At 71.6% G+C, this 26,327-nt stretch carries 18 protein-coding genes; 12 read left to right on the top strand and 6 right to left on the bottom strand.

Annotated elements, in window-relative coordinates; genetic code table 11:
- Window positions 1-67: 67 nt before the first annotated feature.
- Window positions 68-2,575, bottom strand: coding sequence for a DHA2 family efflux MFS transporter permease subunit (locus ACQP2F_RS40365; RefSeq protein ID WP_433297192.1), 2,508 nt, complete (start codon window positions 2,573-2,575; stop codon window positions 68-70).
- A 161-nt stretch (window positions 2,576-2,736) separates the two neighbouring features.
- Between ACQP2F_RS40365 and ACQP2F_RS40360 the strand changes: the two genes are divergently transcribed.
- Window positions 2,737-4,845, top strand: a complete 2,109-nt coding sequence (locus ACQP2F_RS40360; RefSeq protein ID WP_433297190.1) for a PKD domain-containing protein — start codon at window positions 2,737-2,739, stop codon at window positions 4,843-4,845.
- Here ACQP2F_RS40360 and ACQP2F_RS40355 read toward each other — a convergent pair.
- Complete coding sequence (locus tag ACQP2F_RS40355; protein WP_433297188.1) at window positions 4,835-6,538, bottom strand: BTAD domain-containing putative transcriptional regulator; 1,704 nt, start codon at window positions 6,536-6,538, stop codon at window positions 4,835-4,837. The two genes, ACQP2F_RS40360 and ACQP2F_RS40355, sit on opposite strands and share 11 nt — an antisense overlap.
- Before the next feature lie 99 nt (window positions 6,539-6,637).
- Between ACQP2F_RS40355 and ACQP2F_RS40350 the strand changes: the two genes are divergently transcribed.
- Window positions 6,638-8,308 carry a multicopper oxidase family protein gene (locus tag ACQP2F_RS40350; RefSeq protein WP_433297186.1) on the top strand — a complete coding sequence of 557 codons (1,671 nt, stop codon included), beginning with the start codon at window positions 6,638-6,640 and terminating at the stop codon, window positions 8,306-8,308.
- The gene (locus ACQP2F_RS40345; RefSeq protein ID WP_433297184.1) at window positions 8,308-9,057 is read left to right on the top strand and encodes a hypothetical protein; all 750 of its coding nucleotides are present in this window, start codon (window positions 8,308-8,310) and stop codon (window positions 9,055-9,057) included. Before ACQP2F_RS40350 ends, ACQP2F_RS40345 begins: the two co-directional genes overlap by 1 nt.
- Before the next feature lie 10 nt (window positions 9,058-9,067).
- Here the strand turns inward: ACQP2F_RS40345 and ACQP2F_RS40340 are convergent, their stop codons facing one another.
- Window positions 9,068-9,946: an SDR family oxidoreductase gene (locus tag ACQP2F_RS40340; protein ID WP_433297182.1), complete on the bottom strand. Its 879-nt coding sequence runs from the start codon at window positions 9,944-9,946 to the stop codon at window positions 9,068-9,070.
- 80 nt (window positions 9,947-10,026) lie between these two features.
- Between ACQP2F_RS40340 and ACQP2F_RS40335 the strand changes: the two genes are divergently transcribed.
- Window positions 10,027-10,599, top strand: coding sequence for a helix-turn-helix domain-containing protein (locus tag ACQP2F_RS40335; protein WP_433307804.1), 573 nt, complete (start codon window positions 10,027-10,029; stop codon window positions 10,597-10,599).
- A 490-nt stretch (window positions 10,600-11,089) separates the two neighbouring features.
- On the opposite strand, the gene ilvD is transcribed toward ACQP2F_RS40335, so the two are convergent.
- Window positions 11,090-12,937, bottom strand: coding sequence for a dihydroxy-acid dehydratase (gene ilvD / locus ACQP2F_RS40330; protein WP_433297180.1), 1,848 nt, complete (start codon window positions 12,935-12,937; stop codon window positions 11,090-11,092).
- A gap of 111 nt (window positions 12,938-13,048) precedes the next feature.
- On the opposite strand from ilvD, the gene ACQP2F_RS40325 reads away from it, so the two are divergent.
- The 5 genes from ACQP2F_RS40325 to serA all read left to right on the top strand — a co-directional run bounded on the left by ACQP2F_RS40325 (window position 13,049) and on the right by serA (window position 20,692).
- Window positions 13,049-15,403, top strand: a complete 2,355-nt coding sequence (locus ACQP2F_RS40325; RefSeq protein WP_433297178.1) for a putative bifunctional diguanylate cyclase/phosphodiesterase — start codon at window positions 13,049-13,051, stop codon at window positions 15,401-15,403.
- Between the two features lie 153 nt (window positions 15,404-15,556).
- Complete coding sequence (locus ACQP2F_RS40320) at window positions 15,557-17,386, top strand: acetolactate synthase large subunit (RefSeq protein ID WP_433297176.1); 1,830 nt, start codon at window positions 15,557-15,559, stop codon at window positions 17,384-17,386.
- Window positions 17,386-17,901: an acetolactate synthase small subunit gene (gene ilvN, locus ACQP2F_RS40315; RefSeq protein WP_030436185.1), complete on the top strand. Its 516-nt coding sequence runs from the start codon at window positions 17,386-17,388 to the stop codon at window positions 17,899-17,901. The genes ACQP2F_RS40320 and ilvN overlap by 1 nt, the downstream gene beginning before the upstream one ends.
- 36 nt (window positions 17,902-17,937) lie before the next feature.
- Complete coding sequence (gene ilvC, locus ACQP2F_RS40310) at window positions 17,938-18,951, top strand: ketol-acid reductoisomerase (protein WP_433297173.1); 1,014 nt, start codon at window positions 17,938-17,940, stop codon at window positions 18,949-18,951.
- Between the two features lie 142 nt (window positions 18,952-19,093).
- Window positions 19,094-20,692: a phosphoglycerate dehydrogenase gene (gene serA / locus ACQP2F_RS40305; protein ID WP_433297171.1), complete on the top strand. Its 1,599-nt coding sequence runs from the start codon at window positions 19,094-19,096 to the stop codon at window positions 20,690-20,692.
- Here serA and ACQP2F_RS40300 read toward each other — a convergent pair.
- Window positions 20,689-21,024, bottom strand: a complete 336-nt coding sequence (locus ACQP2F_RS40300; protein ID WP_433307802.1) for a hypothetical protein — start codon at window positions 21,022-21,024, stop codon at window positions 20,689-20,691. The genes serA and ACQP2F_RS40300 overlap by 4 nt on opposite strands.
- 368 nt (window positions 21,025-21,392) lie before the next feature.
- Here ACQP2F_RS40300 and ACQP2F_RS40295 point away from each other — a divergent pair, with 368 nt between their 5' ends.
- From ACQP2F_RS40295 to ACQP2F_RS40285, 3 genes are all read left to right on the top strand, one after another.
- Window positions 21,393-22,418, top strand: a complete 1,026-nt coding sequence (locus ACQP2F_RS40295; RefSeq protein WP_433307800.1) for a 3-isopropylmalate dehydrogenase — start codon at window positions 21,393-21,395, stop codon at window positions 22,416-22,418.
- A gap of 114 nt (window positions 22,419-22,532) precedes the next feature.
- A complete protein-coding gene (locus tag ACQP2F_RS40290; RefSeq protein ID WP_433297168.1) occupies window positions 22,533-23,630 on the top strand; it encodes a branched-chain amino acid aminotransferase in 1,098 nt (365 codons plus the stop codon).
- A gap of 116 nt (window positions 23,631-23,746) precedes the next feature.
- Window positions 23,747-25,540: a caspase family protein gene (locus ACQP2F_RS40285; RefSeq protein ID WP_433297166.1), complete on the top strand. Its 1,794-nt coding sequence runs from the start codon at window positions 23,747-23,749 to the stop codon at window positions 25,538-25,540.
- Here the strand turns inward: ACQP2F_RS40285 and ACQP2F_RS40280 are convergent.
- Window positions 25,537-26,322 carry a tyrosine-protein phosphatase gene (locus ACQP2F_RS40280; RefSeq protein ID WP_433297164.1) on the bottom strand — a complete coding sequence of 262 codons (786 nt, stop codon included), beginning with the start codon at window positions 26,320-26,322 and terminating at the stop codon, window positions 25,537-25,539. The genes ACQP2F_RS40285 and ACQP2F_RS40280 overlap by 4 nt on opposite strands.
- Window positions 26,323-26,327 lie beyond the last annotated feature (5 nt).

Below are 26,327 nucleotides of genomic sequence, written 5' to 3'. Positions count from 1 at the left end.
CACATCCGCCGTCGCCGCGGGGCGTGGCGCGTATGGATAAGCAGAGCAAAGGGCGCGCGACCGCAGGTCAGGCCGGCGAACCGGTGACCACCGGGCTGGCGCCCAGCAGGATGTCGTGGCCGTTCTGGTCGGTGGTCAGCTCGACCCGCGTCGCCACCGGGGCGTGGCCGCTGGCGGCGACCGTATAAACGCCGGGCGGCAGATCGCGCAGCTCATAATGGCCGTCCGCACCGGTGATCGTCGAGCCGGCCACGACTCCGGACTGGTCGACCGCCACCACCGAGGCTTCCGGCACCGGGCGGCCGGAGCGCGCGGCCCGCACGTTCCCGGACAAGGTTGCGCCGATCGTCAGCACCAGGTCGGCCTGGCGGGCCCGGCCGGGGGAGATGATGCGGGTTGCGGGGCGGGCGTGTTCGGCCGTCGCGGTCAGCATGTAGTCGGCCTGGTCGAGGCCGGACAGCCGGTACCGGCCGTCGGCGCCGGTGGTGGCGGTGGCGATCACGGTGCCGCCGAGGTCGGTGAGGGTGACGGTGGCGTTGGCTACCGGGCGTTCCAGGCGGTCGGTGATGCGGCCCTCGATGCGGCCGGCGCCGGCCAGGGACAGGACCCGGCGGATCTCGCCTACGCCGGCGTTGACCAGGACGGCGGCGGGCTGGTGGTCGTCGGCCGCGCAGATCAGCATGAAGGCGCCGCCGGTCGGGAGAGTCAGGCGGAACTCGCCGTCGGGACCGGTCGTGGCGTGGGCGATCTGTCCGCCGCCGAACTCGGCCACCGTCGCGGTGGCTCCGGTGAGCGGCTCGCCGCCGGGTCCGTCGATGCGACCGCTGATCACGGGACCGTCGGCCGGCAAAGGAGGAGCGCCGGCAGCGGCGGGCGAGGGCGAGGACAAAGGCGAGGACGAAGGCGACGGGGAAGGCGAGGACGAAGGCGACGGGGAAGGCGAAGGCGACGACGAAGGCGAAGGGGAAGGAGGCGTGGCCAAAGCGGTCGACTCCGCGTGCGTGGACGGAGACGCCGCCTCGTGGGCGGCTACCGCACCGGCCCGGGCGCGCAGCGGGACGTGCGGCAGGAAGAGGAACAGGATCAGGGCCGCGACCATGACCACGGCCGCGATCAGGAAGATGTGGTCCATCGCGGTGGAGAAGCCGGCCTGGAACGGGCGGGCCAGCGCTCGGGACACGTGCGACAGGAACGACGTGTCGTCCAGCGACGTGGCCGGAGCGCCGCCCTGCGGGAAGGACGCCAGCAGCGACTTGTTCGCGGGATCGGAGGTCACCGCGGGGTCGGTCAGGACGTGCGACTTGCGGATCGCGTCGCCGATACGGTCGCCCACGGTGCCGAACAGGATCGACAGGAAGATGGCGGTGCCGGCGGTCGCGCCCATCTGGCGGAAGAACGTCGCCGACGCCGTGGCCACGCCGATCTCGGACGGCGCCATCGCGTTCTGCACGGCGAGGGTGATCGGTTGCAGGACAAAACCAAGACCGACACCGAAGACACCCATGAAGATCCCCGTACGCCAGAAGGGCGTATCGACCCCGAGCGAGGCGAGCAGCAGCAGGCCGCCGATCATCAGGCCGGCACCGATGACGGGATACGGCTTGTACCGGCCGGTCCGGCTGATCAGCTGACCGGACACGAGCGAGCCCAGCATGATTCCGGCGGTCAGCGGCAGGAGCTGCAGGCCCGATTCGGTCGGCGTGGCCCCCCGTACGATCTGCAGGTAAAGCGGCAGGAGCGCAAGCCCGCCGAACATGCCCATGCCCACCACGAAGCCGCCGGCCGAGGTCAGGGCGAAGGTCGGGTTGCGGAAGAAGCGCAGCGGGATCAGCGCCTCCTCGCCCATTACCGCCTCGGTGAGCAGGAACATCACCAGCCCGAACGCGCCGACCCCGTAACAGATCAGCGAGCCGGCCGAGCCCCACCCCCACGACCGCCCCTGTTCCGCCACAGTCAGCAGCGGCACCAGGCAGACGCAGATCGTGACCGCGCCCCACCAGTCGATGCGGTGGTTCCGGCGAGTGTGCGAGAGGCGCAGCACCCGGGCGACCACGAAGAGCGCGGCCGCCCCGATCGGCACGTTGACCAGGAAGACCCAGCGCCAGCCGGCGATGCCGAAGATCTCGTCGGCGCCGGCGAAGAAGCCGCCGATGACCGGACCCAGCACGCTCGACATGCCGAAGACGGCCAGGAAGTAGCCCTGGTAGCGGGGGCGGTCGCGGACCGGCACGATGTCGGCGATGATGGCCAGCGCCAGCGAGAACAGGCCGCCGGCGCCGAGGCCCTGGAGGGCGCGGAAGCCGGCCAGCATGGACATCGACGTCGCGAACGAGCACGCGGCCGATCCGAGCACGAAGATCGTGATGGCCGCCAGGAAGAACCGCTTCCGCCCGTAGATGTCGGACAGCTTCCCGTACAGCGGGGTCGAGATCGTCGCGGTGATGAGGTACGCCGTGGTGACCCACGCCTGCATCGACAGCCCATGCAGATCGTCGCCGATGGTCCGGATCGCCGAGGCCACGATGGTCTGGTCGAGCGCCGCGAGGAACATGCCGAGCATCAGCCCGGCGAGCACCTCGAGGATGTGGCGATGACTGAGTTGCCCTGAATCGGTAGATCCCACTACCTCGCAACGATGCATCGTGCCGTGAGGTTTCAGCCGGACCTCAGCCGGACCTCAGGAGGAACCGTCAGGGTCGCCGTCCGATCGTTCGGTGGTGGCGGGAGTGGGTGTCCATGAGGAAGAGGCTGTCGATCGCGGTAGTGGCGGCGACCGTGGCCGGGGTGTCCATGGCCGGGGTGGCCGCCGCGGTCGTGGTCACGCCGGCGGGTCCCCGGGCCGGCCGGCTGACCCAGGTCGGGCCGATCGCCGAGCACGGCTTCCCGGCCTGGTACCGCGACAGCAACGACGTGCGGCTGGAGGCCTGCACGACGCTGGACGACCCGCTCTGCCCGGCGCTCGCCGACGAGGTGCCCGACCCGGAGCAGCCGATCTCGTTCCCCGGCAACTTCCCGGGCGAGTTCTTCTACCAGCTGGACGGCGCCGAGCTGACCCTCACGTCAGGCGCCCGGGCGGTGATCGGGCTCAATTTGGAGGGTGCGTTCGCCAACGACGAGGTGGTCGACGGCGACCAGATGGTGTTCGGCCGGGTGCGCATCCGGTTCCCGGCGCCGGCCGGTGAGCGTTATCGGATCACCCATCCCTACGGCATCGACGACCTCGTGGCCACCGACAAGGGCGTCAACCTGACCGAGGACATCGGCGCGGTGGCGGGCGCGTTCGGTCAGGCCCTCAACAGCCGGATCGGGCCGTTCCTGAAGTGGGATCCGAACGTCGCGCCGGCGGCGCCGGCCGGATACGTCGGCGACCCGGGCGTCGACCACAAGGTAATCGGCTCGCCCTACAACACCAATTTCGTACGCGTGGAGCGGCTCGACCCGGCGACCGGCGCCGTGCTGGCGCAGGTCGGGTTCACCGACGTCTTCAGCATCCAGGGCCGGTATGCCACCAATGCGGGCGTCGACGTCGACCAGGCCACCTACTCGACCGACGGCACGTCGGGCACGCTCGAGGTCTTCGCCACCAGCGAGCCCGGCCAGGCGATCGAGGTGACCGGCGTCCCGGCGCTCGGCTTCCGCACGACGCGGCTGCGGGGCGGCGGGAACGGCCACTACTACGGCCGGTTCCCGATCACCGGGCCGGTGCCGCCGGGCACGAAGATCGAGGTGGTGAACGCCGGCGACCGGCCGATCGCGAGGAAGACCCGGCCGGTGGTGGACGTCGTGCGGATCGAGGAGGTCGGGTACGACGCCGACGCTGGCACCCTGACGGTCCGGGCGTCGTCGAGCGACCGCACCGGCCCCGCCTTGTCGGTGACCGGGTTCGGCCCGTTGACGCAGACGTTCACCGGTGTGCTCGCGCCGCCGCCCATCATCACCGTGACCTCGGCCGCCGGCGGCTCGACCACGGTCCCGCTGACCGGCAGCGGCGGCACCTTCACGCCGGCCGCCCCGGTGGCCGCCGCGACCGCCGACGGGACGGCCGTCGTGGGACAGACCGTGAAGCTGGACGCGACCGGATCGGCCGGCGAGATCGACGCGTACGCCTGGACCCAGATCGCCGGACCCCCGGTGACCCTGACCGGCGCGGGCGGAAGCACCCCGTCGTTCGTCCCGGCCGAGCCCGGCGCCTACACGTTCTCCCTGGTCGTCACCGGCCCCGGCGGGTCGAGCGAACCGGCCACCGTCTCGGTCACCGTGATCGAACAGGCCGGTCCGAAGGCGGTCGTGGGCGCCGACCAGACCGTGGTCCGGGGACGGGCCGTCACGCTGGACGGCAGCCGGTCGACGGGCGTCGAGACGTACGCCTGGAGGCAGATCTCCGGCCCGGCGGTGACGCTCGCGGGCGCCACCACCGCCAAGCCCTTCTTCACCTTCCCGGCGCACGCCCTCCCGGCCGTGCCCGGGCCGAACCCGGCCTACGTCTACGACAACGATCCGGTGGTGCTGGAGCTGACCGTACGCAACCCGGCCGGGACTGACGTCGTGCGCACCACGGTCCGGCCGGCCGCCGACCAGCTGACCAATCTCACCGTCCGCTACCGCACCGGCGCCAACGAGTGGCGGATCAGCGGCACCAGCACGCTGATAGCGGGCCAGCGGGTCACCGCGGTGCTCGGCTCGACGCTCACCGGCCGGGTGATCGGCACTCCGGTCGCGGTCGACGCGACCGGCGCGTTCAGCATCAAGGTGACCGGACCGGCGCCCGGCCCGGTGACCACGGTCAGCCTGGTCACCACGACCGGCGGCCGCGCGCTGGCTCAGCAGACCACGGTCACGAACTAGCCATCAGCTCGCGCAGGTAGCGGCTGGAGGCGCCGGACACCTGGCCGGCCACGGCGTCACGGATCAGCGTGGCGCGGTGGCCGGCCAGTCCGTCTCCGCGCTCGCCGAGCAGGTGGGCGTGCACCAAGTGGTCGATGGCGGCCAGCACCTCGCCGGCCGGGTACGCGGTGAGGCGTACCAGATCGTCCGTCCCCATGTCGCCGAGCACCGCGCAGAGCCGGAGGATCTCCCAGGCCGGGTCCGGCATCCAGCGGGTGCGGGCCCGGGCCGTCTGCATGGCGACGCCGAGCGCGACCACTCGGGGCCGGTCCGCGACCGCCACCAGCGCCGGGATGCCGCCGGTGCGCTCGACCAGCGTCTCGTCCCCGAGCGGGGCCAGTTCCTCGGCGGTCAGCGGTTCCAGGCGCAGCACCACCGGCGTGCCCAGCCCGGCCAGCGGCCGCCGGACGATCTCGGACGGGTAGCAGTAGGCGACCACCAGGTGCAGCCCCGGGCAGTTACCGGAGAGCCAGGACAGCTCGGCCACGCTCGTGGCGTCGAGGTCGGACGCATCGTCGACGGCCAGCACGACCGGCTCGGGCCCGGTCAGCGCCGAGCCGATCAGCTCCAGCTCGGCCCGGCCCAGCGGCCGGTCGGGCTCGGCCGCGTCGGCCACCGCACATGCCTCCCGGTCGGCGCCGAGCCGCACCAGCGCCTGCCGAAGCCAGGCCAGCCGGTGCACGCCGACCGACGAGCCCGCGCTGCCGACGCCCACCCGTCCGACCAGGTGCCGGGACAGCTCGGCCAGGAACGCCGACTTGCCGGCGCCGGACGGGCCGACGATGTGCACGACCCGGGGCTGGTGCGGCTCGACCAGCACCCGCAGCTCGGAGACCCGGCCCAGGAACCGTTCCGGCAGCCGCCGCTTCATCGGCGCCGACGACGCGGTCGTCGCCGCGTCGATGGGCCGGCGGTCGGCGAGCACCCGGCGCTGCAGCTCGAGCAGGTCGGCCGAGGGCGCCACGCCCAGCTCGTCGTGCAGCACGCGGCGGCAGCGCTCGAAGAACCGCAGGGCGTCGTCCCGCCGGTCGAGGGCCGCGGCCCCCTCCATCGCCATCCGGTAGGCCCGCTCGAGAAACGGGTTGAGCTCGATCGCCTCCTGAGCCAGGCGCAGCGCCCGGTTCGGGTCCCGGCCCAGCGCGGCGCCGGCCAGTGCGAGGCGGGCGCTGACGGCGGCGATCTGCACCTCGGTCCGCGCCGCGTCCGCCCACTCCGCGTACGGGTCCTCGGGAAAGGGCAGTTCCCGGGCCAGCTCGAGGATCTCCTCCTGCCGGGACAGCCGTTCCGGGCCGTCCTGCGGCAGCGCGTCCAGGTCGCGTACCTGCTGTCGGAGCTCGGCCAGGTCGAGCGCGGCCCGGCCGGTGTCGAAGAAGTAGCCGCCGCCCTGGGTGACGATGAAGCAGGCGGAAGCCGGGTCGCCGGGTTGCAGCCGCCGGCGGACCACCGAGACATAGTGCTCGAGCGCGGCCACGTGGTTACCGGGCAGGTCGGTGCCCCAGACGGCGTCGGCCAGCGCGTCCTTGGACTGGATGCGGCCGTGCCGGGCGGCGAGAACGGCGAGGACCTGCCGGGCGCGCCGGGGCAGCTCGCCGGCGGGCAGCACGGTTCCATCGGCCGCGGTCACGGTCAGCTGACCGAGCACCCGGACTCGCACGTTCTCCTCCGGCAGCAGTTCTCAGGATTTCCTCAGGTGGACTTCAGTGCCCCTCCATACGGTCGCCGCCCCTGGAACCTGAGAGAAACGGGAGGACGCATGACCAGCGGTAGCCTGAGCCGGCGCGATCTGTTGCGCGGCGCGCTGGCAGTGGGTGGCGGCGGCCTCATCGTGGCGGCCGGCGGCGGTGCGGTCATGGCGGCGTCGAGCCGGCTGTCGTCGAAGAACATGCCCACGCCGTACGGGGCCATGTTCCGCCGCCCGCCGGTGCTGATGCCGGTGGCCGAGGGCGTCGACGACAAGGGCCCGTGGCAGCGCTACCGGCTAACCCAGAAGCTGGGGCAGGCCTCGATCGTGCCCGGCCTGACCACCACCATCGCCGGCTACAACGGGATCTTCCCGGGACCGACCATCAAGGTCAGCCAGGGCACCCGGACCGAGGTGCGGATCTCCAACGCGCTGACCGTGAACCGGTTGAACGGGCTCCCCTTCTCCACGGTGACCCACCTGCACGGCTCGGCGTCGCTGCCGCAGTACGACGGCTATGCCAACGACCAGACGGCGCCCGGGCACTGCAAGACCTATCGCTACCCGAACTGGCAGCAGGCGCGCACGCTCTGGTACCACGATCACAACCACCGGGACACGGCGCAGAACGTCTTCTCCGGCTTGGCGGCCCAATATCACCTCAGCGACCCGTACGAGCGGGCGCAGCTCCCGCAGGGGGAGTACGACGTGCCGCTGGTCGTCAGCGACATGGCCTTCAACGCGGACGGCTCGGTGGCCTTCGACGACTCGTCCAACGCCGGCTTCATGGGCGACGTGATCCTGGTCAACGGCGTGCCGTGGCCGACCATGAAGGTGAAGCCGCGGGTCTATCGGTTCCGGGTGCTGGCGGCGAGCATCTCACGCTCGTACCGGTTCACGCTCAGCACCGGCGACCCGATGTACGTGGTCGCCACCGACGCCGGCATGACGCCCAAGGTCGCCGCGGTCTCGTCCTGGCGCCACGGGGTGGCCGAGCGGTACGAGGTGCTCATCGACTTCCGCAAGTACAAGGTCGGCCAGAAGATCGAGCTGCGGAACCTGAGCAACAAGAACAACGTGGACTTCTCGAACACCGGCAAGGTCATGCAGTTCGAGGTGGTCGCCGATGCGGGGCCCAAGGACACGTACGTCATCCCGGCGACGCTCGATCTCGGCCCGCAGCCGTGGTCGTCGCTCGGCGCGATCGAGGTGAACAAGCTCAAGCCGGAGATGGCCAAGGCCCGGCGGCGGCTGCGCGTCGAGCGCCAGCACGGGCTGTGGACGATCAACGGCGAGACGTGGGAGGACGTCGAGGACAGCGGGTTCACCCGGGTGCTGGGCAATCCGCAGCCGTACGACGTGGAGATCTGGGACCTGGTCAACGAGTCCGGCGGCTGGTTCCACCCGTTGCACATCCACCTGGTCGACGCGCAGATCATCGGCCGCAACACCACGCCCGACGGCAAGGCCCACGCCTGGGAGGGCGGCGGCAAGGACGTGTTCTACCTCGGCGAGAACGAGACGGTCACCGCGCTCATGCAGTTCACCACCGGCGAGGGCAACGCCGGCGGCCGCTACATGACGCACTGCCACAACCTCGTGCACGAGGACAACGACATGATGATCCAGTTCGCGGTCGGCGATCCGATGGTCAACGACCCGGTCTCCGCGGACAAGCCGGTGCCGGAGACCGACTACGAGTGGCCCACCACGTACGGTGCCGGCTACCCGCCGGGCACCTGATGCGTACCCGGGGAAAGGTCGTCATCGCGCTGCTCGCGGCCCTGGCGCTGGCCGGCGCCGTGCATGCCGATCCCGAGCCCCTCGCGTCGTCCCCGCCGGCCGCCATCGGTGGGGACGACGCGGGAGACGAGCGGGCCACGACGACGTACGACGGCGCGATGGTGCGCAAGCGGGCGGCCATCGCCGTGCATCCGGCGGCCGGCGCGGACCGGGCGCGGATCCGCCGTGAGCTGGTTGCGGCCGCGGCCCGTTCGTCGATCGGGCCGCTGGACGAGGCGACCTTCGCCGTCTTCAGCGAGGAGATGCTGACCTACCTCGTGCCCGAGATGACCTTCGTGTTGCCGGAGGGCGTGCCGGTCACGAAGGGCGAGGCCTTCATGCGCGACCGGCAGCCTTCCGGCGTCGCTTTCTACCTGGTCCAGCCCGTTCTCGTGCACGATCTGACGTTCGCCGTGGTGCCGGCGGCCGGTGTCGCGCCGCCCTCGGTGCGCGACCGGGAGGACGCCGAGGGCATCCTCGCCGACGTCCTGAACCACTACGTGACGACCGTGCAACCGGCCGGGGTGACCGTGCGGTACTTCGGGGCGATCCTCAGCGACCCGGCGATCGCCTCGGTCCGGGACGCCATGGGCCGGGCCGCGGGGGTGCCGGCCGAGCGCGTACAGGTGTCCGCGAACGAGCCGGGCCCTGGGATCGACCTGTCCGGTGGCGGGCCCGACCTCACGGCCGAGTCTCCGCACCGGCATTGACTCTTCCTCGTCAGGTGTAGGAACCGGCGTCGAGGTCGGCGATCAGGCTCGGCTGCACCGGCTTCCAGCCGAGGGTGGCCTGGGTGATCTCGCTGGAGACCGGCATGTCCATCGGGAAGAACCGGGACAGCCAGTCGAAGTGCTCGTTCGGCACCGACCGAACCGGCAGGTCGAGGGCGCGGCCGATGGCCTCGGCGATCGCCCGGGTCGGCACGCCCTCCTCGGCGGCGGCGTGCCAGATCGAGCCCGGCGTCGCCTGCTCGACGACCAGCCGCACCAGGGCGCCGGCGTCGAGGACGTGGACCGCGGACCACCGGTTGCCGCCGTCGCCCGGGTAGCCGCTGACGCCGGTGCGGCGGGCGATGTCGACCAGGGCGGCCACGAAGCCGTGGTCGCCCCGGCCGTGCACGGTCGGCGCGAAGCGGATGATGGCCGACCGTACGCCCCGGTCGGCCAGGGCGAGCGTGGCCTGCGCGCTCGCGATGCGGGGATGGCCGGTGCCCTCGGGCCGGTCGTTCTCGGTCGCGGGCCGGCCGGACGCGGTGCCCAGCGCGCCGGACGCGATCACGAACGGCTTGCCGCTGCCGGCAAGCGCGTCGCCGACTGCCTCGATGACGGCCCGGTCGGTCGCGGCCGCGCCGGCCATGCCCGCCGGCGAGAAGTCGTGCTTGTAGCCGAGGTGGATCACGCCGTCGGAGTCGGCCGCGGCCGCCCGCAGGCCGTCGAGGTCGTCGAGGTCGCCCCGCCGGACCTCGGCGCCGTTGGCCTCGAGCTTGGCGGCGGAGGCATCCGAGCGGGCCAGGCCGACGACCTGGTGGCCGGCCTTCAGCAGCTCGGCCACGCCGGCCGACCCGATCCAGCCGGAAGCGCCGGTGACGAAGATGCGCATGATGGAACCCTCCTGCGATGTCACTTGATGACATCACCCACGCTAGCACGGTGATGTCACCATGTGACATGACTAGAATCATGCTCGTGGGACGATGGGAGGGAGGCGCGGCCGGCCGTCTCCGCGAGGCGGCGATGAGGCTGTACGCCGAGCGCGGCTACGAGCAGACGACGGTGGCCGACATCGCGAGCGAGGCCGGACTGACCGCGCGCACGTTCTTCCGCCACTTCGCCGACAAGCGCGAGGTGCTGTTCGCCGGCTCGGACGAGCTGCGTTCGCGAATGGCCGCCGCACTCGACGCCGCGCCCGCCGAGGCCGGCCCGATGACCGCGGTCGGCGCGGCGCTGGACGCGGCGGCCGAGATGCTCGACGGTTTCCGCGACCATTCGCGCCGGCGGCAGGCGCTGATCTACGCGACCCCCGAGCTGATGGAGCGCGAGCTGAGCAAGATGGCGTCGCTCGCTTCATCGCTGACCGCGGGCCTGAGGCGCCGCGGCGTCCCCGAGCCGGACGCCAGCCTGGCCGCCGAGGCCGGCACGATGGTGTTCCGGGTGGCGTTCGAGCAGTACGTAAGCGAGGGCGAGGAGGCCGGCTTGGGCGAGCTGGTCCGGTCGATGCTGGAGCGGCTCCCGGCGGTCACGGCCGCGCGCTGAGGGCCTTTGCTCTGCGTACCGATACGCGCCCAGAGCCGACCGCCCGCCGTCACCGCCGCCTGCGAATGTGGCCGAGTGCGGCGGCCCTGATGATTTGGCCCGCCGCAGACGCCCAAACTCTCCAAGGTTGGCCAGTTGCAGTGGCGCGGCCGCCGCCGAGGCAGCTCTGATGACTTGCGGCGCGCAGGGTTGCCTCAGGTCATCAACCTCCACGGGCCGCACGGGGTTGGCGGCCGCGCGATGGACGGAGGCCCCGCGGAGTGGTGCAGGCGGCGGCGATCGAGCTGTGGATAGCGGCCCGAAATTGTCGTATCGGGCCGCTAGTGTCGCCCCACCCAGTGACCGGGTGGGGCGGCAAGGCAAGGCGGGCGGCAAGGCAAGGCGGGCGCTAAGCCGGACGGCGGCGCAAGTCGGGCAGGGCGAGCGTCGCTCTGCTTACCGATACGCGCGGCAGTGCTCGGCGCGTATCGGTAAGCAGAGCAAAGGTCTCCTACTCGGGGACCCGGCGGTACGCGCCGTCGCTGGCGCTCGTGGCCATCGAGGCGTAGGCGCGCAACGCGGCCGACACCGGGCGGGTGCGGTCGAGCGGCGTGTACGGCTTCGGCCGCCGCTCCTGCTCGTGGCGGCGCTGGGCCAGCGTCTCGTCGTCGACGTTGAGCGTGATGCTGCGGCCGGGGATGTCGATGGTGATCTCGTCGCCGGTCTCGACCAGGGCGATCAGGCCGCCGGCCGCCGCCTCGGGGGAGATGTGGCCGATCGAGAGGCCGCTCGTGCCGCCGGAGAAGCGGCCGTCGGTGATCAGCGCGCAGGCTTTGCCGAGGCCGCGGCCCTTCAGGAAGCTCGTGGGGTAGAGCATCTCCTGCATGCCGGGGCCGCCGCGCGGGCCCTCGTAGCGGATCACCACGACGTCGCCCTCGACGACCTGCTTGCCGAGGATGCCCTCGACCGCCGCGTCCTGGGACTCGAAGACGCGGGCCGGGCCGGTGAACTTCCACAGCGACTCGTCCACGCCCGCCGTCTTCACCACGCAGCCGTCGGGCGCGAGGTTGCCGAAGAGGATCGCGAGACCCCCGTCGACCGTGTACGCGTGATCGACCGACCGGATGCAGCCGTTCTCGGCGTCGGTGTCCAGCGTCGCCCAGCGGTTCGACGTGCTGAACGGCTGGGTCGTGCGGACACCACCGGGTGCGGCGTGGAACAGCTCGAGCGCTTCCGATGAGGGAGATTCGCCCCGAATGTCCCACTTGTCCAACCAGGCAGAGAGTGAAGGCGCGTGCACCGACCGGACGTCGTCGCGCAGGGCGCCGCCGCGGTGCAGCTCGCCGAGCAGCGCGGGGATGCCGCCGGCTCGGTGGACGTCCTCCATGTGGTACTTCACCGAGTTCGGGGCGACCTTGGACAGGCACGGCACCCGGCGCGAGATCGCGTCGATGTCGGCGACCGAGAAGTCGAGCTCGGCCTCGCGGGCGGCGGCCAGCAGGTGCAGCACCGTGTTGGTCGAGCCGCCCATGGCCACGTCGAGGGCCACCGCGTTCTCGAAGGCGGACCGGCTGGCGATCGAGCGGGGCAGCACCGACTCGTCGTCGTTCTCGTAGTACTCCTTGGCGATCTGCACGATCAGCTCGCCGGCCTTCTCGAACAGCGCGCGGCGGGAGGCGTGCGTGGCCAACGTCGAGCCGTTGCCGGGCAGGGCCAGGCCGATCGCCTCGGTCAGGCAGTTCATCGAGTTCGCCGTGAACATGCCGGAGCACGAGCCGCAGGTCGGGCAGGCCGAGCGCTCGATCGTGCCGAGCTGCTCGTCGGTCACGTTCTCGTTGGCCGAGGCGCTCATCGCGTCGATCAGGTCGAGCTTCTCGTGCACGACGCCCTCGATGGCGACCGTCTTGCCGGCCTCCATCGGGCCGCCGGAGACGAAGACCGTCGGGATGTTGAGCCGCAGGGCGGCGATCAGCATGCCTGGTGTGATCTTGTCGCAGTTCGAGATGCAGACCAGGGCGTCGGCGCAGTGCGCGTTCACCATGTACTCCACCGCGTCGGCGATCAGCTCGCGGCTGGGCAGGGAGTAGAGCATGCCGCCGTGGCCCATGGCGATGCCGTCGTCGACCGCGATGGTGTTGAACTCGCGCCCGACCCCGCCGGCCGCGGCCACCGCGTCGGCGACGATGCCGCCGAGGTCCTTGAGGTGCACATGCCCCGGTACGAACTGGGTGTAGCTGTTGGCAATCGCCACGATGGGCTTGCCGAAGTCGTCGTCGGTCATCCCGGTGGCGCGCCACAAAGCACGCGCGCCGGCCATGGTCCGACCGTGGGTCGAGGTCCGGGAGCGCAGGTCAGGCATCCCCTCATAGTGCCACCGCGGTAAGGGGCGCTCGCCAGTGACGTCCACAAGCCGGGATTCGAGGGTCGCTCAGGTCTCCCGAAACGCATCGAGATCCGGCACAGTGTTCCCGTGCAATCACCGTCCGGCGTGGAGCTGGCCGGGGTCGTGGGCCTTCTGGTCTCCGTCCCGGCCGTCGCAGTGTTGGGCAACTCGGGCCGGCGGCACACCGGCGCGGCCCGCCGGGCGCACCTCATCCTGGCCCTCGGCGGCGCGGTGGCGACCGCGGCGGCGCTGGCCGGCACGCTGAGCGCCCTGCTCAACGACGCGCCGCCGCCACGCATCGGCCTGGGCTCGGCCGTCGGCATCGGCACCGCGCTCGGCACGCTGGCCCTGCTGGTCGGCACCGCGCTGCTGCCGGGCGCGGCCGAGAGCCCGGGCGCGGCCGTGCGGCACCTGCTCGACGGCCTGGTGATCGCGGCCGCCATCTGGTTCGTCGGCTGGGTGCTGCTCACCGAGCCGACCAGCATCCTCGGCGACGCCACCCCGATGGCCTGCCCGTCCCTGCTGATACCGACGGGGCTGTTCTCGATCTCGCTCGGGCTCACCATCGTCCTCGCGCTGCATGCGCACCGGCCCCGGCTGACCACCGTCCGGGTCGCCGCCGGCGTGACCCTGGTGGCGGCGGCCGCGGTCGCCATCGGCGGCGGCATCTGCCAGGGCCGCGACGCCTGGGTGCTGACCGGCTCGCTGCTGCTGCCGGCCGGGCTGTTCCTGATCGCCTACGCGGTGCGGTCGGCCGACCAGCCGGTCGAGGTGGTCGGCGACGTCAGTGAGCGGGGCACGGCGTACGCCGTGATCCCGATGGTCGCGATGGTCACCGCGCTCGGCTTCCACCTCTCCCGCGGCGGCACCTTCGGCCTCTACGCGTTCCTCGGCGCCAGTGTCGAGGGCGCGGCGCTGGTCGCGCGCCAGTGGCTGGCCCTGCGCGACGTCCGGCGCTACACGCTCCGGCTGCGGCAGAGCGAGGCGCACTTCCGCGAGCTCGCGCACACCGACCCGCTCACCGGGCTGGCCAACCGGCGCGGCCTGCAGCAGGCGCTGCAGCAGTGCCAGTGCCCCGACGAGCCGCTGGTGCTGGTCGGCATCGACCTCGACGGCTTCAAGACGGTCAACGACATGCGCGGGCACGAGGTCGGCGACGCGGTGCTGGTCCAGGTGGGCGAGCGGCTGCGGCGCAACCTGCTCGCGGGCGACGTCGCCGCCCGGCTCGGCGGTGACGAGTTCGCGCTGCTCATGCACGGCACGGCCGACGAGGCGATGCTCACCGCCCACCGGCTCCTGGCGGTGCTGGGTGAGCCGTACGACGTCGGTGGGGTCTCGGTCTTTCTCTCCGCCAGCCTCGGCGTGGCCGACACCGCCGAGCTGATCCGCGACGCCGACCTGGCCCTGCGCTACGCCAAGCAGCGCGGGAAGAACCGGGTCGAGCGCTACCAGGCGCGCTACGACGAGCTGCTGCGCCGGCGGGGCACGCTGGAGAGCGAGCTGCGGCACGCGATCGACCGCGAGGAGTTCCGCCTGGTGTTCCAGCCGGTGGTGGCGCTGCCCTCGATGCGGCCGGTCGGCGCCGAGGCCCTGCTGCGCTGGCACCACCCGACGCTCGGCGCGGTCCGGCCGGACGAGTTCATCCCGGTGGCCGAGGAGTCCGGCCTGATCAACCGGATCGGCTCGTGGGTGCTCGGCCAGGCCTGCAAGCAGCTCGCCGACTGGCTGGCCAAGGGGCACGACGTGTGGGTCTCGGTCAACCTGTCGCCCAAGGAGCTGCACGCGGCCGACTACGCGGGCCAGGTCGCCGACGTGCTGGCCGAGCACGGGGTGCCGCCGCAGCGCCTGGTCCTGGAGGTCACCGAGCACGCCGTCGCGACCGACATGGAGGAGCTGGTCAGCCGCCTGGCCGAGCTGCGCGCGACCGGGGTCCGGATCGCGCTCGACGACTTCGGCGCCGGGTACTCGTCGCTGGGCCAGCTGCGCACGCTGCCGGTCGACATCCTCAAGATCGACCACGCGCTGGTCGCCGAGCCGGAGTCCCGCACCGGCGAGGCCGCGCCGCTGGTCGACGTGGTGGTGCGGCTGGGGCACCGGCTCGGGCTCGAGGTGCTCGCCGAGGGCATCGGCACGCCGGCGCAGCGGGCCGCGGTCGAGGAGGCGGGCTGCCGGCTCGGGCAGGGCTCGCTCTTCGGCTGGGGCGTGCCGGCCGAGCACCTCGAGGCGCAGCTGTCCAGCCTCCGGACCGGGACGCCCCGGGCGCTGCCGGCGCCGCGCAACGACCCGCCGAAGAGCGGCGTACCGCGCAGTCAGGTGGTCTCGCTCGGACCGGGAATGAAGCAGCTCAGGGCGATTTTGCCGAGCGATCCCGCGTTCGGGTCAACGCCTGGTGATCAAAATGTGGGATCAGTTGACTCGCCGAGTGAGATGGGGCAACCTTAGGCGCATGTGCTTCGCGTCCCGAGTACTTATGTGAGCGCACTCCCAGATCGTTGGGGAGTGCGCTAGGTCCCGTGCTTACGGCACGAGGGCCTTTTTTGTTGCGCAAGTAACGGCAAGTACCACGGACGACCATCCCGAGAAGGTTCGATAGCCATGACGAGACCCACTCCCGAGACCCTCGCCAACCGAGCCAATCCGGCCACTGTCGCGGCGGCCGCCGGCGCCGCATCGGCCGTAGCGTCCCCGGTGCCGACCTCCGGCGCCGGCGCTCTCGTTCGGTCGCTCGAGGCGCTCGGGGTCGAGGTCGCGTTCGGCATCCCGGGCGGCGCGATCCTGCCGGCGTACGACCCGCTCTACGACTCCAAGGTGCGGCACATCCTGGTCCGCCACGAGCAGGGCGCGGGGCACGCCGCCACCGGCTACGCCCAGGCCACCGGCAAGGTCGGCGTCTGCATCGCGACCAGCGGCCCGGGCGCGACCAACCTGGTGACCCCGATCGCCGACGCCTACATGGACTCGGTGCCGATCGTCGCGATCACCGGCCAGGTGGCCCGGCCCGCGATCGGCACGGACGCCTTCCAGGAGGCGGACATCCAGGGCATCACGCTGCCGATCACCAAGCACAACTTCCTGGTCCAGAACGCCGAGGAGCTGCCCCGGATCCTGGCCGAGGCGTTCCACCTGGCGCTGACCGGCCGGCCCGGCCCGGTGCTGGTCGACATCCCCAAGGACGTGCTGCAGGCGCAGACCACGTTCTCCTGGCCGCCGCAGCTCGACCTGCCCGGCTACCGGCCCACGCTGCACCCGCACGGCAAGCAGATCCGCGAGGCGGCCCGGCTGATCGCGGCGGCCCGGCGCCCGGTGCTCTACGTCGGCGGCGGCGTGCTCAAGGCCGGCGCCACCGACGGGCTACGCAAGCTGGCCGAGCTGACCGGCATCCCGGTCGTCACCACGCTGATGGCGCTCGGCGCCTTCCCCGACTCGCATCCGCAGCACCTGGGCATGCCCGGCATGCACGGCACGGTCCCGGCGGTCTACGCGCTGCAGAAGTCGGACCTGCTGATCACCCTGGGCGCGCGCTTCGACGACCGGGTGACCGGCAAGCTCGACTCGTTCGCGCCGGACGCCAAGGTGGTGCACGCCGACATCGACCCGGCCGAGATCGGCAAGAACCGGCACGCGGACGTCCCGATCGTCGGCGACGCCCGGCACGTGATCGACGAGCTGATCGCGGCGGTCTCGGCCACGGCCGGCGGTGCCTCCCAGTACGAGACGTGGTGGTCCCAGCTGAACGAGCTGCGCGAGCGCTACCCGCTGGGCTACGAGGAGCCGACCGACGGCTCGCTCGCCCCGCAGTACGTGATCGAGCGGATCGGCGAGCTGGTCGGCCCGGAGGCGATCTACGTGGCCGGCGTCGGGCAGCACCAGATGTGGGCCTCGCAGTTCATCAAGTACGAGAAGCCGGGCACCTGGCTGAACTCGGGCGGCGCCGGCACCATGGGCTACGCCGTCCCGGCCGCGATGGGCGCCAAGGTCGGCAAGCCGGACACGGTGGTCTGGGCGATCGACGGCGACGGCTGCTTCCAGATGACCAACCAGGAGCTCGCCACCTGCGCGCTCGAGGGCATCCCGGTGAAGATCGCCGTCATCAACAACGGCAACCTCGGCATGGTCCGGCAGTGGCAGACGCTGTTCTACGACGGCCGCTACTCCAACACCGAGCTGGGCACCCACAAGCACCGCATCCCCGACTTCGTGAAGCTGGCCGAGGCGCTCGGCTGCGTCGGGCTGCGCTGCGAGTCGAAGGCCGACGTCGACAAGATCATCCAGCAGGCCATGGAGATCAACGACGCCCCGGTCGTCATCGACTTCACGGTCGGCAAGGACGCCATGGTCTGGCCCATGGTCGCGGCCGGCACCAGCAACGACGAGATCATGTTCGCCCGGGACGTGCGTCCCAACTTCGACGAGGACGACCTCTGATGAACAAGCACACGCTTTCCGTGCTGGTCGAGAACAAGCCCGGCGTGCTGGCCCGGGTGAGTGGGCTCTTCTCCCGGCGCAGCTTCAACATCGACTCGCTGGCGGTGGGCGAGACGGAGAACCCGGACGTCTCCCGCATCACGATCGTGGTCAACGCCGACTCCTCACCCCTGGAGCAGGTGACCAAGCAGCTCAACAAGCTGGTGAACGTGCTGAAGATCGTCGAGCTGGACCCGCAGCAGTCGGTCCAGCGCGAGCTCCTGCTGGTCAAGGTGCGCGCCGACCGTGCGCAGCGAAGCCAGGTCCTCGAGACGGTGGAGTTGTTCCGGGCGAAGGTGATCGACGTCGCCCCGGACACCCTCACGATCGAGGCGACGGGCAACCCCGACAAACTGGATGCGCTGCTGCGCGACCTCGAGCCGTACGGCATCAAGGAGATGGTGCAGTCGGGCCTGGTGGCCATCGGCCGCGGGTCCCGCTCCATCACGACCGGCCCGGCGCTCCGCGCCGCCTGAACAAAGCCCGCTTCAACAAAGCCTGAAGGGTAAGCAATGACCGCGGAAGTTTTCTACGACGACGACGCCGACCTGTCGATCATCCAGGGCAAGAAGGTCGCCGTGATCGGCTACGGCAGCCAGGGCCACGCCCACTCGCTGTCGCTGCGTGATTCGGGCGTCGAGGTGGTCGTCGGCCTGCAGGAGGGCTCGAAGAGCCGGGCGAAGGCCGAGGAGCAGGGCCTCGAGGTCAAGACCCCGGCCGAGGCGTCGGCCTGGGCCGACGTGATCATGGTGCTCGCGCCGGACACCGCGCAGCGCAAGATCTACGCCGAGTCGATCGCCCCCAACCTGAGCGCCGGCAAGGCCCTGTTCTTCGGCCACGGCCTCAACATCCGGTTCGAGCTCATCCAGCCGCCGGCCGACGTGACCGTGGCGATGGTCGCCCCCAAGGGCCCCGGCCACCTGGTGCGCCGCCAGTACGTCGACGGCAAGGGCGTGCCCTGCCTGGTCGCCGTCGAGCAGGACCCGACCGGCGAGGGCCTCGCGCTCGCGCTCTCCTACGCGAAGGCGATCGGCGGCTCCCGGGCCGGCGTCATCAAGACCACCTTCAAGGAGGAGACGGAGACCGACCTCTTCGGCGAGCAGGCCGTGCTCTGCGGCGGCACGGCGGCGCTGGTGCAGACCGGCTTCGAGGTGCTGACCGAGGCCGGCTACGCGCCCGAGATCGCGTACTTCGAGTGCCTGCACGAGCTCAAGCTGATCGTCGACCTGATGTACGAGGGCGGCATCTCCCGGATGCGCTACAGCGTCTCGGACACGGCCGAGTTCGGCGACTACGTCAGCGGCCCGCGGGTGATCAACGCGGAGACCAAGGCCGAGATGAAGCGGATCCTCGCCGACATCCAGTCCGGCGAGTTCACCCGCCAGCTGATCGAGGACGACGACAACGGCCGCCCGCTGCTCACCAAGTACCGCGAGCAGGGCGCCAACCACCCGATCGAGGTCACCGGCCGCAAGCTGCGCGGCATGATGAGCTGGGTCGACCGCCCGATCACCGAGACGGCCTGACCTACGACCCGACGGCGCCCGGTTCCCACCATGGGGACCGGGCGCCGTTTGTTTCGTAACTGTGACGCCGATCACAAACAAGTGACGCGACGGCGGGAGTCGGCGAGAACATACGAAGTGCCGCGACCCGGATGGAGGCAGATTGACTCCCGTCGTTCTGATCGCCGAGGAACTCGCCCCGTCCGCCATCGATGTGCTCGCCTATGACTTCGACGTACGCCACGTCGACGGCACCGATCGCGCCGCCCTGCTCGCCGAGGTCGCCGAGGCCGACGCGCTGATCGTGCGCAGCGCCACCCGGGTCGACGCCGAGGTCGTCGCGGCCGCGCCGACGCTCAAGGTGATCGCGCGGGCCGGCGTCGGTCTCGACAACGTCGACGTCCCGGCCGCCACCGCCCGCGGCGTCATGGTGGTCAACGCGCCGACCAGCAACATCGTGTCGGCCGCCGAGCAGGCGATCGCGCTGTTGCTCGCGGTCGCCCGGCACACCGCCAGCGCCAGCACGTCGCTCAAGGCCGGCCAGTGGAAACGGTCGCGCTACACCGGCGTCGAGGTGCAGGGCAAGACGGTCGGCGTGGTCGGGCTGGGCCGGATCGGGGTGCTGTTCGCGCAGCGGATGGCGTCGTTCGGCACCCGGCTGATCGCCTACGACCCGTACATCCAGCCGGCCCGGGCGGCCCAGCTCGGCGTGCGCCTGGTCGGGCTCGAGGAGCTGCTGCGGGAGAGCGACTTCATCTCGGTGCACCTTCCGCGTACGCCCGAGACGTTCGGTCTGATCGGCGAGAAGGAGCTGGCGCTGGTCAAGCCGGGCGTGCGAATCGTGAACGCGGCCCGCGGCGGGCTCATCGACGAGCAGGCGCTGGCGGTCGCGCTGGCCGAGGGGCGGGTGGCCGGCGCCGGGCTCGACGTCTTCGTCACCGAGCCGACCACCGACTCGCCGCTGTTCTCCTTCGAGAACGTGGTGGTCACGCCCCATCTGGGCGCCTCGACGGCGGAGGCGCAGGACAAGGCGGGCCTCGCGGTGGCCCGCAGCGTCAAGCTGGCGCTGCAGGGCGAGTTCGTGCCGGACGCGGTGAACGTGCAGGCCGGTGGGGTGGTGGACGAGGACGTACGCCCGCTGCTGTCGCTGGCCGAGAAGCTGGGCCGGGTGTTCACCGCGGTGGCCGGCGGCGTCGCCGCGAGCGTGACGGTCGAGGTGCGGGGCGAGATCGTCTCGCACGACGTCGGCGTGCTCAAGCTGGCGGCGACCAAGGGGCTCTTCGCGTCGGTGGTGGACGAGCGGGTCACGTACGTGAACGCCCCGCAGCTCGCGGCCGACCGCGGCGTCGACGTCGAGCTCGCGGTGAGCGACGAGCCCTGCGACCATCAAAACCTGGTCACCGTACGCGGCGCGCTGCCCGACGGCCGGACGGTGACCGTGGCCGGCACCCTCACCGTGACCGGCACCCGCGAGATCAGCAAGCTGACCGGCCTCGACGGCTTCGACCTCGACCTCAACGCCGACGGGGTGCTGCTCTTCTTCCGGTACGCGGACCGGCCCGGCGTGATCGGCGCGATCGGCACGCTGCTCGGCGAGTCCGGGGTGAACATCGCGGCCATGCAGGTGGCCCGGCGGGAGGCCGGCGGCGAGGCGCTGATGACGTTGACCCTGGATTCCTCGATCGACGCCGAGCTGCTGGCCGCGGTCGCGGAGGCGATCGGCTCCTCCCGGGGCAGCCTGGTCGACCTCCGGGCCCTCTAACGCACCCGGGCCGGCGGCGGGTAGACCGTGCCGTCCTGCAGGTCGAGCAGGTCCAGGTTCAGCTCGCCGGCCAGCCGCTCGATCGTCTCGAGCACCACGTCCGGGCACGCCTCGTCCAGCCGCATCTCGATGTGGTCGGCCGCGGCGTGCAGCGGCGCGTGCGCCCACGGCGAGCCGGGCGCCGAGGCGCGCGGGCCGCGATCGGGATAGTCGCTGGTCAGGGCATCGTAGAAGGCGACGACGCGGGGGTCGGCCGGGCGCTGCGGGTGCTCTCCGCGCGCACATCGCGCGTTGGCGGCCCGCACCGCGTCCGGCGGGTCCGTCTTGTCCATCGCCCACACCACTAGGTCGAAACTCACCGGCGCATGGTGCCATCACCGGGCGCGGCGCGCGCGAAGGCCGCGGCCGACACGCGGGGGATGCGTCTTGCGCGTCATTAGTCCGCATCGCTAGCGTTGTCCGTGCCATACGACCCACCGGTGGGCTCGTCTTCGGGTGATGCGTCCGCCGGTGCACGCCGGTGGCATTTGTATCGGCGGGACCGAGCCACGCGTACTCGTCGCAAGAGCCCCCGCACCGTTTGCCGCGGTGCGGGGGCTCTTCGTATGTTCACTTCGTGGGACCGCCTTACCGAAGATCGGGACGCGGAGCTAGCCTGGTCGAGTCTTTCATCGTGTGTTGTGGGGAGCTTGACGTGAGCGTGGCGCGGATCGCGGTGGTGGCCGGCGACGGCATCGGGACCGAGGTGACCGCCCAGGCGCGAAAGGTGATCGAGGCCGTGCTGCCCGGCGCCGAGTTCCAGGACTACGACCTGGGCGCCCGCTTCTACAACCGCACCGGCGAGGTCCTGCCCCAGTCGGTGGAGGACGAGCTGGCCGGCCACGACGCCATCCTGCTCGGCGCGATCGGCGACCCGAGCGTGCCGCCCGGCGTCCTCGAGCGCGGCCTGCTGCTCAAGCTGCGGTTCGACTTCGACCAGTACGTGAACCTCCGCCCCTCCAAGCTCTGGCCCGGCACCGTCAGCCCGCTGGCCGGCGTGAAGCCCGGCGAGATCGACATGGTCGTGGTCCGCGAGGGCACCGAGGGCCTCTACGTCGGCGCCGGCGGCGTCCTGCACCGGGACACCCCCGCCGAGATCGCCACCGAGGAGAGCCTCAACACCCGGCACGGCGTCGAGCGGGTCGTCCGGGACGCGTTCGCCCGGGCCCAGCGCCGCGAGCGCCGCCACCTCACCCTGGTGCACAAGACCAACGTCCTGACCAAGGCCGGCAGCCTCTGGGCGCGCACGTTCGCCGCCGTCGCCGCCGAGTTCCCCGAGGTCACCACGGAATACCAGCACGTCGACGCGGCCAGCATGTTCATGGTCAGCAACCCGCAGCGGTACGACGTGATCGTGACCGACAACCTCTTCGGTGACATCATCACCGACATCGCCGCGGCCGTGACCGGCGGCATCGGCATGGCGGCCAGCGGCTCCGTCAACCCGGAGCGCAAGTTCCCGTCGACCTTCGAGCCGGTGCACGGCTCCGCGCCCGACATCGCGGGCAAGGGCATCGCCGACCCGGCGGCCGCCATCCTCTCGGCGTCGCTGCTGCTCGAGCACCTCGGCCACCACGACGAGGCCCGGCGAGTATCCGACGCGGTCGCCGCCGAGGTCGCCTCCCGCGCCGCGGGCGCCTCGCTGCGCACCGCCGAGGTCGGCGACCGGGTCGCCGCCGCGCTCTGACCCTACTGTCGGGTCACTTCACCCCCGTTGTCTTAACGGCCGTTCGGGGTATCTTCGTGGCACTGCGGCTGACGCGTGCCCTCATTCTTTTTCAGATAGGCAGGTCTATTCGCCATGAGTGGTGGTGACAACCTCGACTTCGAGATCCGTCCGAACCCGGCGCCGGTGTCGTCCGGCGAGCGCGACGCGCTGCTGGCCAACCCCGGTTTCGGCCGGATCTTCACCGACCACATGGTCACGGTGCGCTACGCCGACGGCAAGGGCTGGTACGACGCCCGGGTGGAGGCCCGCGCCCCGATCTCGATCGACCCGGCGTCGGCCGTGCTGCACTACGCGCAGGAGATCTTCGAGGGCCTGAAGGCCTACAAGATGGCCGACGGCGGCGTCGCGATGTTCCGCCCCGACGCCAACGCGGCCCGGTTCGCCGACTCGGCGGCGCGGATGGCGATGCCGGCGGTGCCGCAGACGACGTTCCTCCAGTCGCTGCGCGAGATCATCCGGATCGACCGGGACTGGATCCCGCAGAGCGAGGAGGGCAGCCTCTATCTGCGGCCCTTCGCGTACGCGAGTGAGGTCTTCCTAGGTGTTCGCCCGTCGCTCGAATACCTGTACCTGGTGATCGCGTCTCCGGTCGGCGCCTACTTCTCGGGCGGCGTGAAGCCGGTCTCGGTCTGGGTCAGCCCCGACTTCACCCGTGCGGCGCCCGGCGGCACCGGCGCGGCCAAGTGCGGCGGCAACTACGCGGCCGGCCTGTCGGCCCAGGCCGAAGCCATCGAGAACGGGTGCGACCAGGTCGTCTACCTGGATGCGGTCGAGCGCAAGTACATCGACGAGCTGGGCGGCATGAACGTCTTCTTCGTCCTCGACGACGGCAGCCTGGTGACCCCGCCGCTGACCGGTACGATCCTGCCCGGCATCACCCGCGACTCGATTATCAAGCTGGCCGGCCGGGCCGGTCGCCGCGTCGAGGAGCGCCCGGTCAGCCTGGACGAGTGGCGCGACGGCGCGGCGTCGGGCCGCATCCGCGAGGCCTTCGCCTGCGGCACGGCCGCGGTCATCACCCCGATCGGCACGGTCAAGTCGCCGACCGAGGAGTTCACCATCGCCGACGGCGGCGACGGCGAGGTCACCATGGGCCTGCGCAAGGAGCTCGTCGACATTCAGCGCGGCCGGGCCGAGGACCCGTTCGGCTGGGTGCACCGCGTCCTCTGACTCCGCGGTTCCCCCGGACGGGATGATCTGGTGACAGATGTCCGACCGGGGGAACGACAAGCCGTCCCCGACGGCGGGATGCTCTCGGTGAAACGCGCCGAGGGGGCGAACATCGCGTGGCGGACCGGCGACTGGCCCTGATCGTGGCGGTCGACCGCTACGACCATTCCGCGCTGCACCGGCTCGCCGCGCCGGCGGCCGACGCCGACGCGCTGGCCGGCGTGCTCGGGGATCCGGAGCTGGGCGGCTTCGAGGTGCAGGTGCTGGCCAACCCGACCTCGTCGGAGATCCGCGAGAGCGTCGAGAGCCGGCTGGCCGACCGGAACACCTCCGATCTGGTGCTGCTGCACTTCTCCGGTCACGGGCTCAAGGACGATGCCGGCGAGCTCTACCTGGCCGCCACCAACACCCGGCCCAACCTGCTCGGCTCGACCGCGGTCGAGGCGGCCTGGATCAACCGGGTCATGCAGCGCAGCCGGGCCCAGCGCGTGGTGCTCCTCCTCGACTGCTGCTACGGCGGGGCCTTCGAGCGCGGCGTCGTGCACCGGGCGGGTGACGGCGTCGACGTGGGCGACCAGTTCCGCCAGCGTCAGCTCGGTGAGGGACGAGGCCGCGTGGTGATCACCGCGTCCACCGCGATGGAGTACGCGTTCGAGGGTGCCCAGCTCGCCGACGGCGCCGCCACCACGCCGTCGATCTTCACGGGCGCCCTGGTGGAGGGCATCCGCACCGGCGACGCCGACCGTGACCGGGACGGGCGTGTGACGCTCGGCGAGCTCTACGACTACGTGTACGACCGGGTGCGCGAGCAGACGCCGAAACAGACGCCGAGCAAGTGGGAGTTCGGGCTGCGCGGCGGGCTGATCGTGGCGCGCAATCCGCATCTGCGGCTCCCGGCGGAGCCGGCTCTGCCACCCGAGCTGATCGATCTGGTGCGGCATCCGATCGCGTCGGTCCGGCTTGCGGCGGTACGCGAGCTGGCCCCCATCGCGGCCGGCGAGGACCCGACGCGTGCGGCCGCCGCCCGGGTCGCCCTCGAACAACTCGCGTCCGACGACAGCCGCCAGGTGAGCCTCGCCGCGAACGAAGCCCTGCACCCGGAGCCCGCGCCGGCTCCGGTCGCCGAGCCCGACCCGGCCCCCGCGCCCGACGAAGCCGCGGCTCCCGCCCTCGCGCCCGACGCGGCATCCGCGGCCCCGCCCGACCCTGCGCCCGCGCCCGCCACGGCATCCGCGGCCCCGCCCGGCGCGGCGCTCGAGCCGGCCCCCGCGCCCGTCGCCGTGCCCGACGCGGATGGTCCGGACGCGACGGATCCGCCTGCCGCGGCCGCGCCCGCGACCGCGACCGAAGAGCCGGCGCCGGGGTCGGTCGGGGATCGGCCTGGGCGCGTGCGTCGCACCGTACTCATCGCCGGGGTCATGGTTTTGGTCGTCGCTCTCGGCCTGGCCGGGATCTGGTTGGCCAACCGCGGACAAGCCGGCGACGGCAACCACGCGAACAACAACAATGCCTCGCCGGCGCGCGACTTTTCGGCGCTCATCGCGATGCTGCCGCCCTCTCCCGACCAGGCCTGCGTGCAGGACACCCCCGGCAGCGGCCGCAGCGCGGTCGCCAAGTGCAGCAAAGGCGTCTTCGAACTGTGGGACACGCAGGCAGCAATGAACGACTCGGTCACGCCGGGCGGCAGCGTGCCCGGCGACTGCTCCAAGGTGCCCGGCGGGAAGGTGCACTCGTCCATGCCGGCCGGCGCTCCCGCCGGCCGCCTCGGATGCCAGAAGCTCGAGGCGGACCGGTTCTGCATCGAGTGGGGCGTGAACGAGCAGCTCCTGAGCGGCACGTTCTACACCGACCTCAACTCCTACTCCGAGACCTATGCGACCGCCAAGAACGTGCTGCTGGGCGTTGCCTAGCCGAGCAGGTGGCCTCGCATGGACGCGATCTCGGCGTCGGTGAGGCCGATCTCGCGTACGTAGTCCTCGACCGAGCCGTGCCGGGCGCGCAGGTCGGCGAGGAACATCAGCATCGCGGCCGGCGGTGAGTCGAACATGTGTTCGTTGCCCTTGACGACCTCGGGGTTCTTCTTCAGCAGGTACTCGGTCAGCGGGCGCATCGCCGCCGTGGTGAGGGCGTAGTCGGCGGCGATGTCCTCGTCGGACACGCCGAGCAGGGCCAGCGCCAGGGCGCACACCGTGCCCGTCCGGTCCTTGCCCGCCATGCAGTGCACGATCACCGGCGCGGTGGCCGGGTCGGCGATCACCCGCAGCGAGGCCAGCAGCGCCGCGCGGCCGTCCTCGGCGAAGTTCAGGTAGCGGTCGGCGAGCCACCGGTCGCGTACCTCGTCCTCGGGGTGGTCGAGCCCCTCCCAGTCGACGTGCTCGAGCACCAGATGGCGGTAGTCGAGGCCGTAATGCTCCGGCACCCGGCCGAACTTCTCGACCTCGTGCGGCCGCCGCAGGTCGATCACGGTACGGACGCCGAGCCGTACGAACGCCTCGTTGTCGGCCTCGCCGAGCCGGTGCAGCGCGTCCGAGCGGAAGAGCTGGCGCCAGCGCACGCGGCGGCCGTCGAGACCCTCGTAGCCGCCGACGTCGCGGAAGTTGTAGGTGGCGGAGAAACCGAGATTCCGCAGGTAGCGGCCTTCAGTCCGGTCAAGGGCGGCGGCGGGGCGGTTGGATGGGGAGTCGGCTACCACGCCCC

It is taken from the genome of Actinoplanes sp. CA-030573 (assembly GCF_050951115.1).
Classification (GTDB): domain Bacteria; phylum Actinomycetota; class Actinomycetes; order Mycobacteriales; family Micromonosporaceae; genus Actinoplanes.
This window is presented reverse-complemented; position numbering and strand designations above follow the sequence as displayed.

Excerpts from the sequence above, each read along its gene's own strand:
- ACQP2F_RS40360 (WP_433297190.1), top strand. The coding sequence starts at position 2,737 with ATGAGGAAGAGGCTGTCGATCGCGGTAGTGGCGGCGACCGTGGCCGGG.
- ACQP2F_RS40350 (WP_433297186.1), top strand. The coding sequence starts at position 6,638 with ATGACCAGCGGTAGCCTGAGCCGGCGCGATCTGTTGCGCGGCGCGCTG.
- ACQP2F_RS40345 (WP_433297184.1), top strand. The coding sequence starts at position 8,308 with ATGCGTACCCGGGGAAAGGTCGTCATCGCGCTGCTCGCGGCCCTGGCG.
- ACQP2F_RS40340 (WP_433297182.1), bottom strand. The coding sequence starts at position 9,946 with ATGCGCATCTTCGTCACCGGCGCTTCCGGCTGGATCGGGTCGGCCGGC.
- ACQP2F_RS40335 (WP_433307804.1), top strand. The coding sequence starts at position 10,027 with ATGCTCGTGGGACGATGGGAGGGAGGCGCGGCCGGCCGTCTCCGCGAG.
- ilvD (WP_433297180.1), bottom strand. The coding sequence starts at position 12,937 with ATGCCTGACCTGCGCTCCCGGACCTCGACCCACGGTCGGACCATGGCC.
- ACQP2F_RS40320 (WP_433297176.1), top strand. The coding sequence starts at position 15,557 with ATGACGAGACCCACTCCCGAGACCCTCGCCAACCGAGCCAATCCGGCC.
- ilvN (WP_030436185.1), top strand. The coding sequence starts at position 17,386 with ATGAACAAGCACACGCTTTCCGTGCTGGTCGAGAACAAGCCCGGCGTG.
- ilvC (WP_433297173.1), top strand. The coding sequence starts at position 17,938 with ATGACCGCGGAAGTTTTCTACGACGACGACGCCGACCTGTCGATCATC.
- ACQP2F_RS40300 (WP_433307802.1), bottom strand. The coding sequence starts at position 21,024 with ATGGACAAGACGGACCCGCCGGACGCGGTGCGGGCCGCCAACGCGCGA.
- ACQP2F_RS40290 (WP_433297168.1), top strand. The coding sequence starts at position 22,533 with ATGAGTGGTGGTGACAACCTCGACTTCGAGATCCGTCCGAACCCGGCG.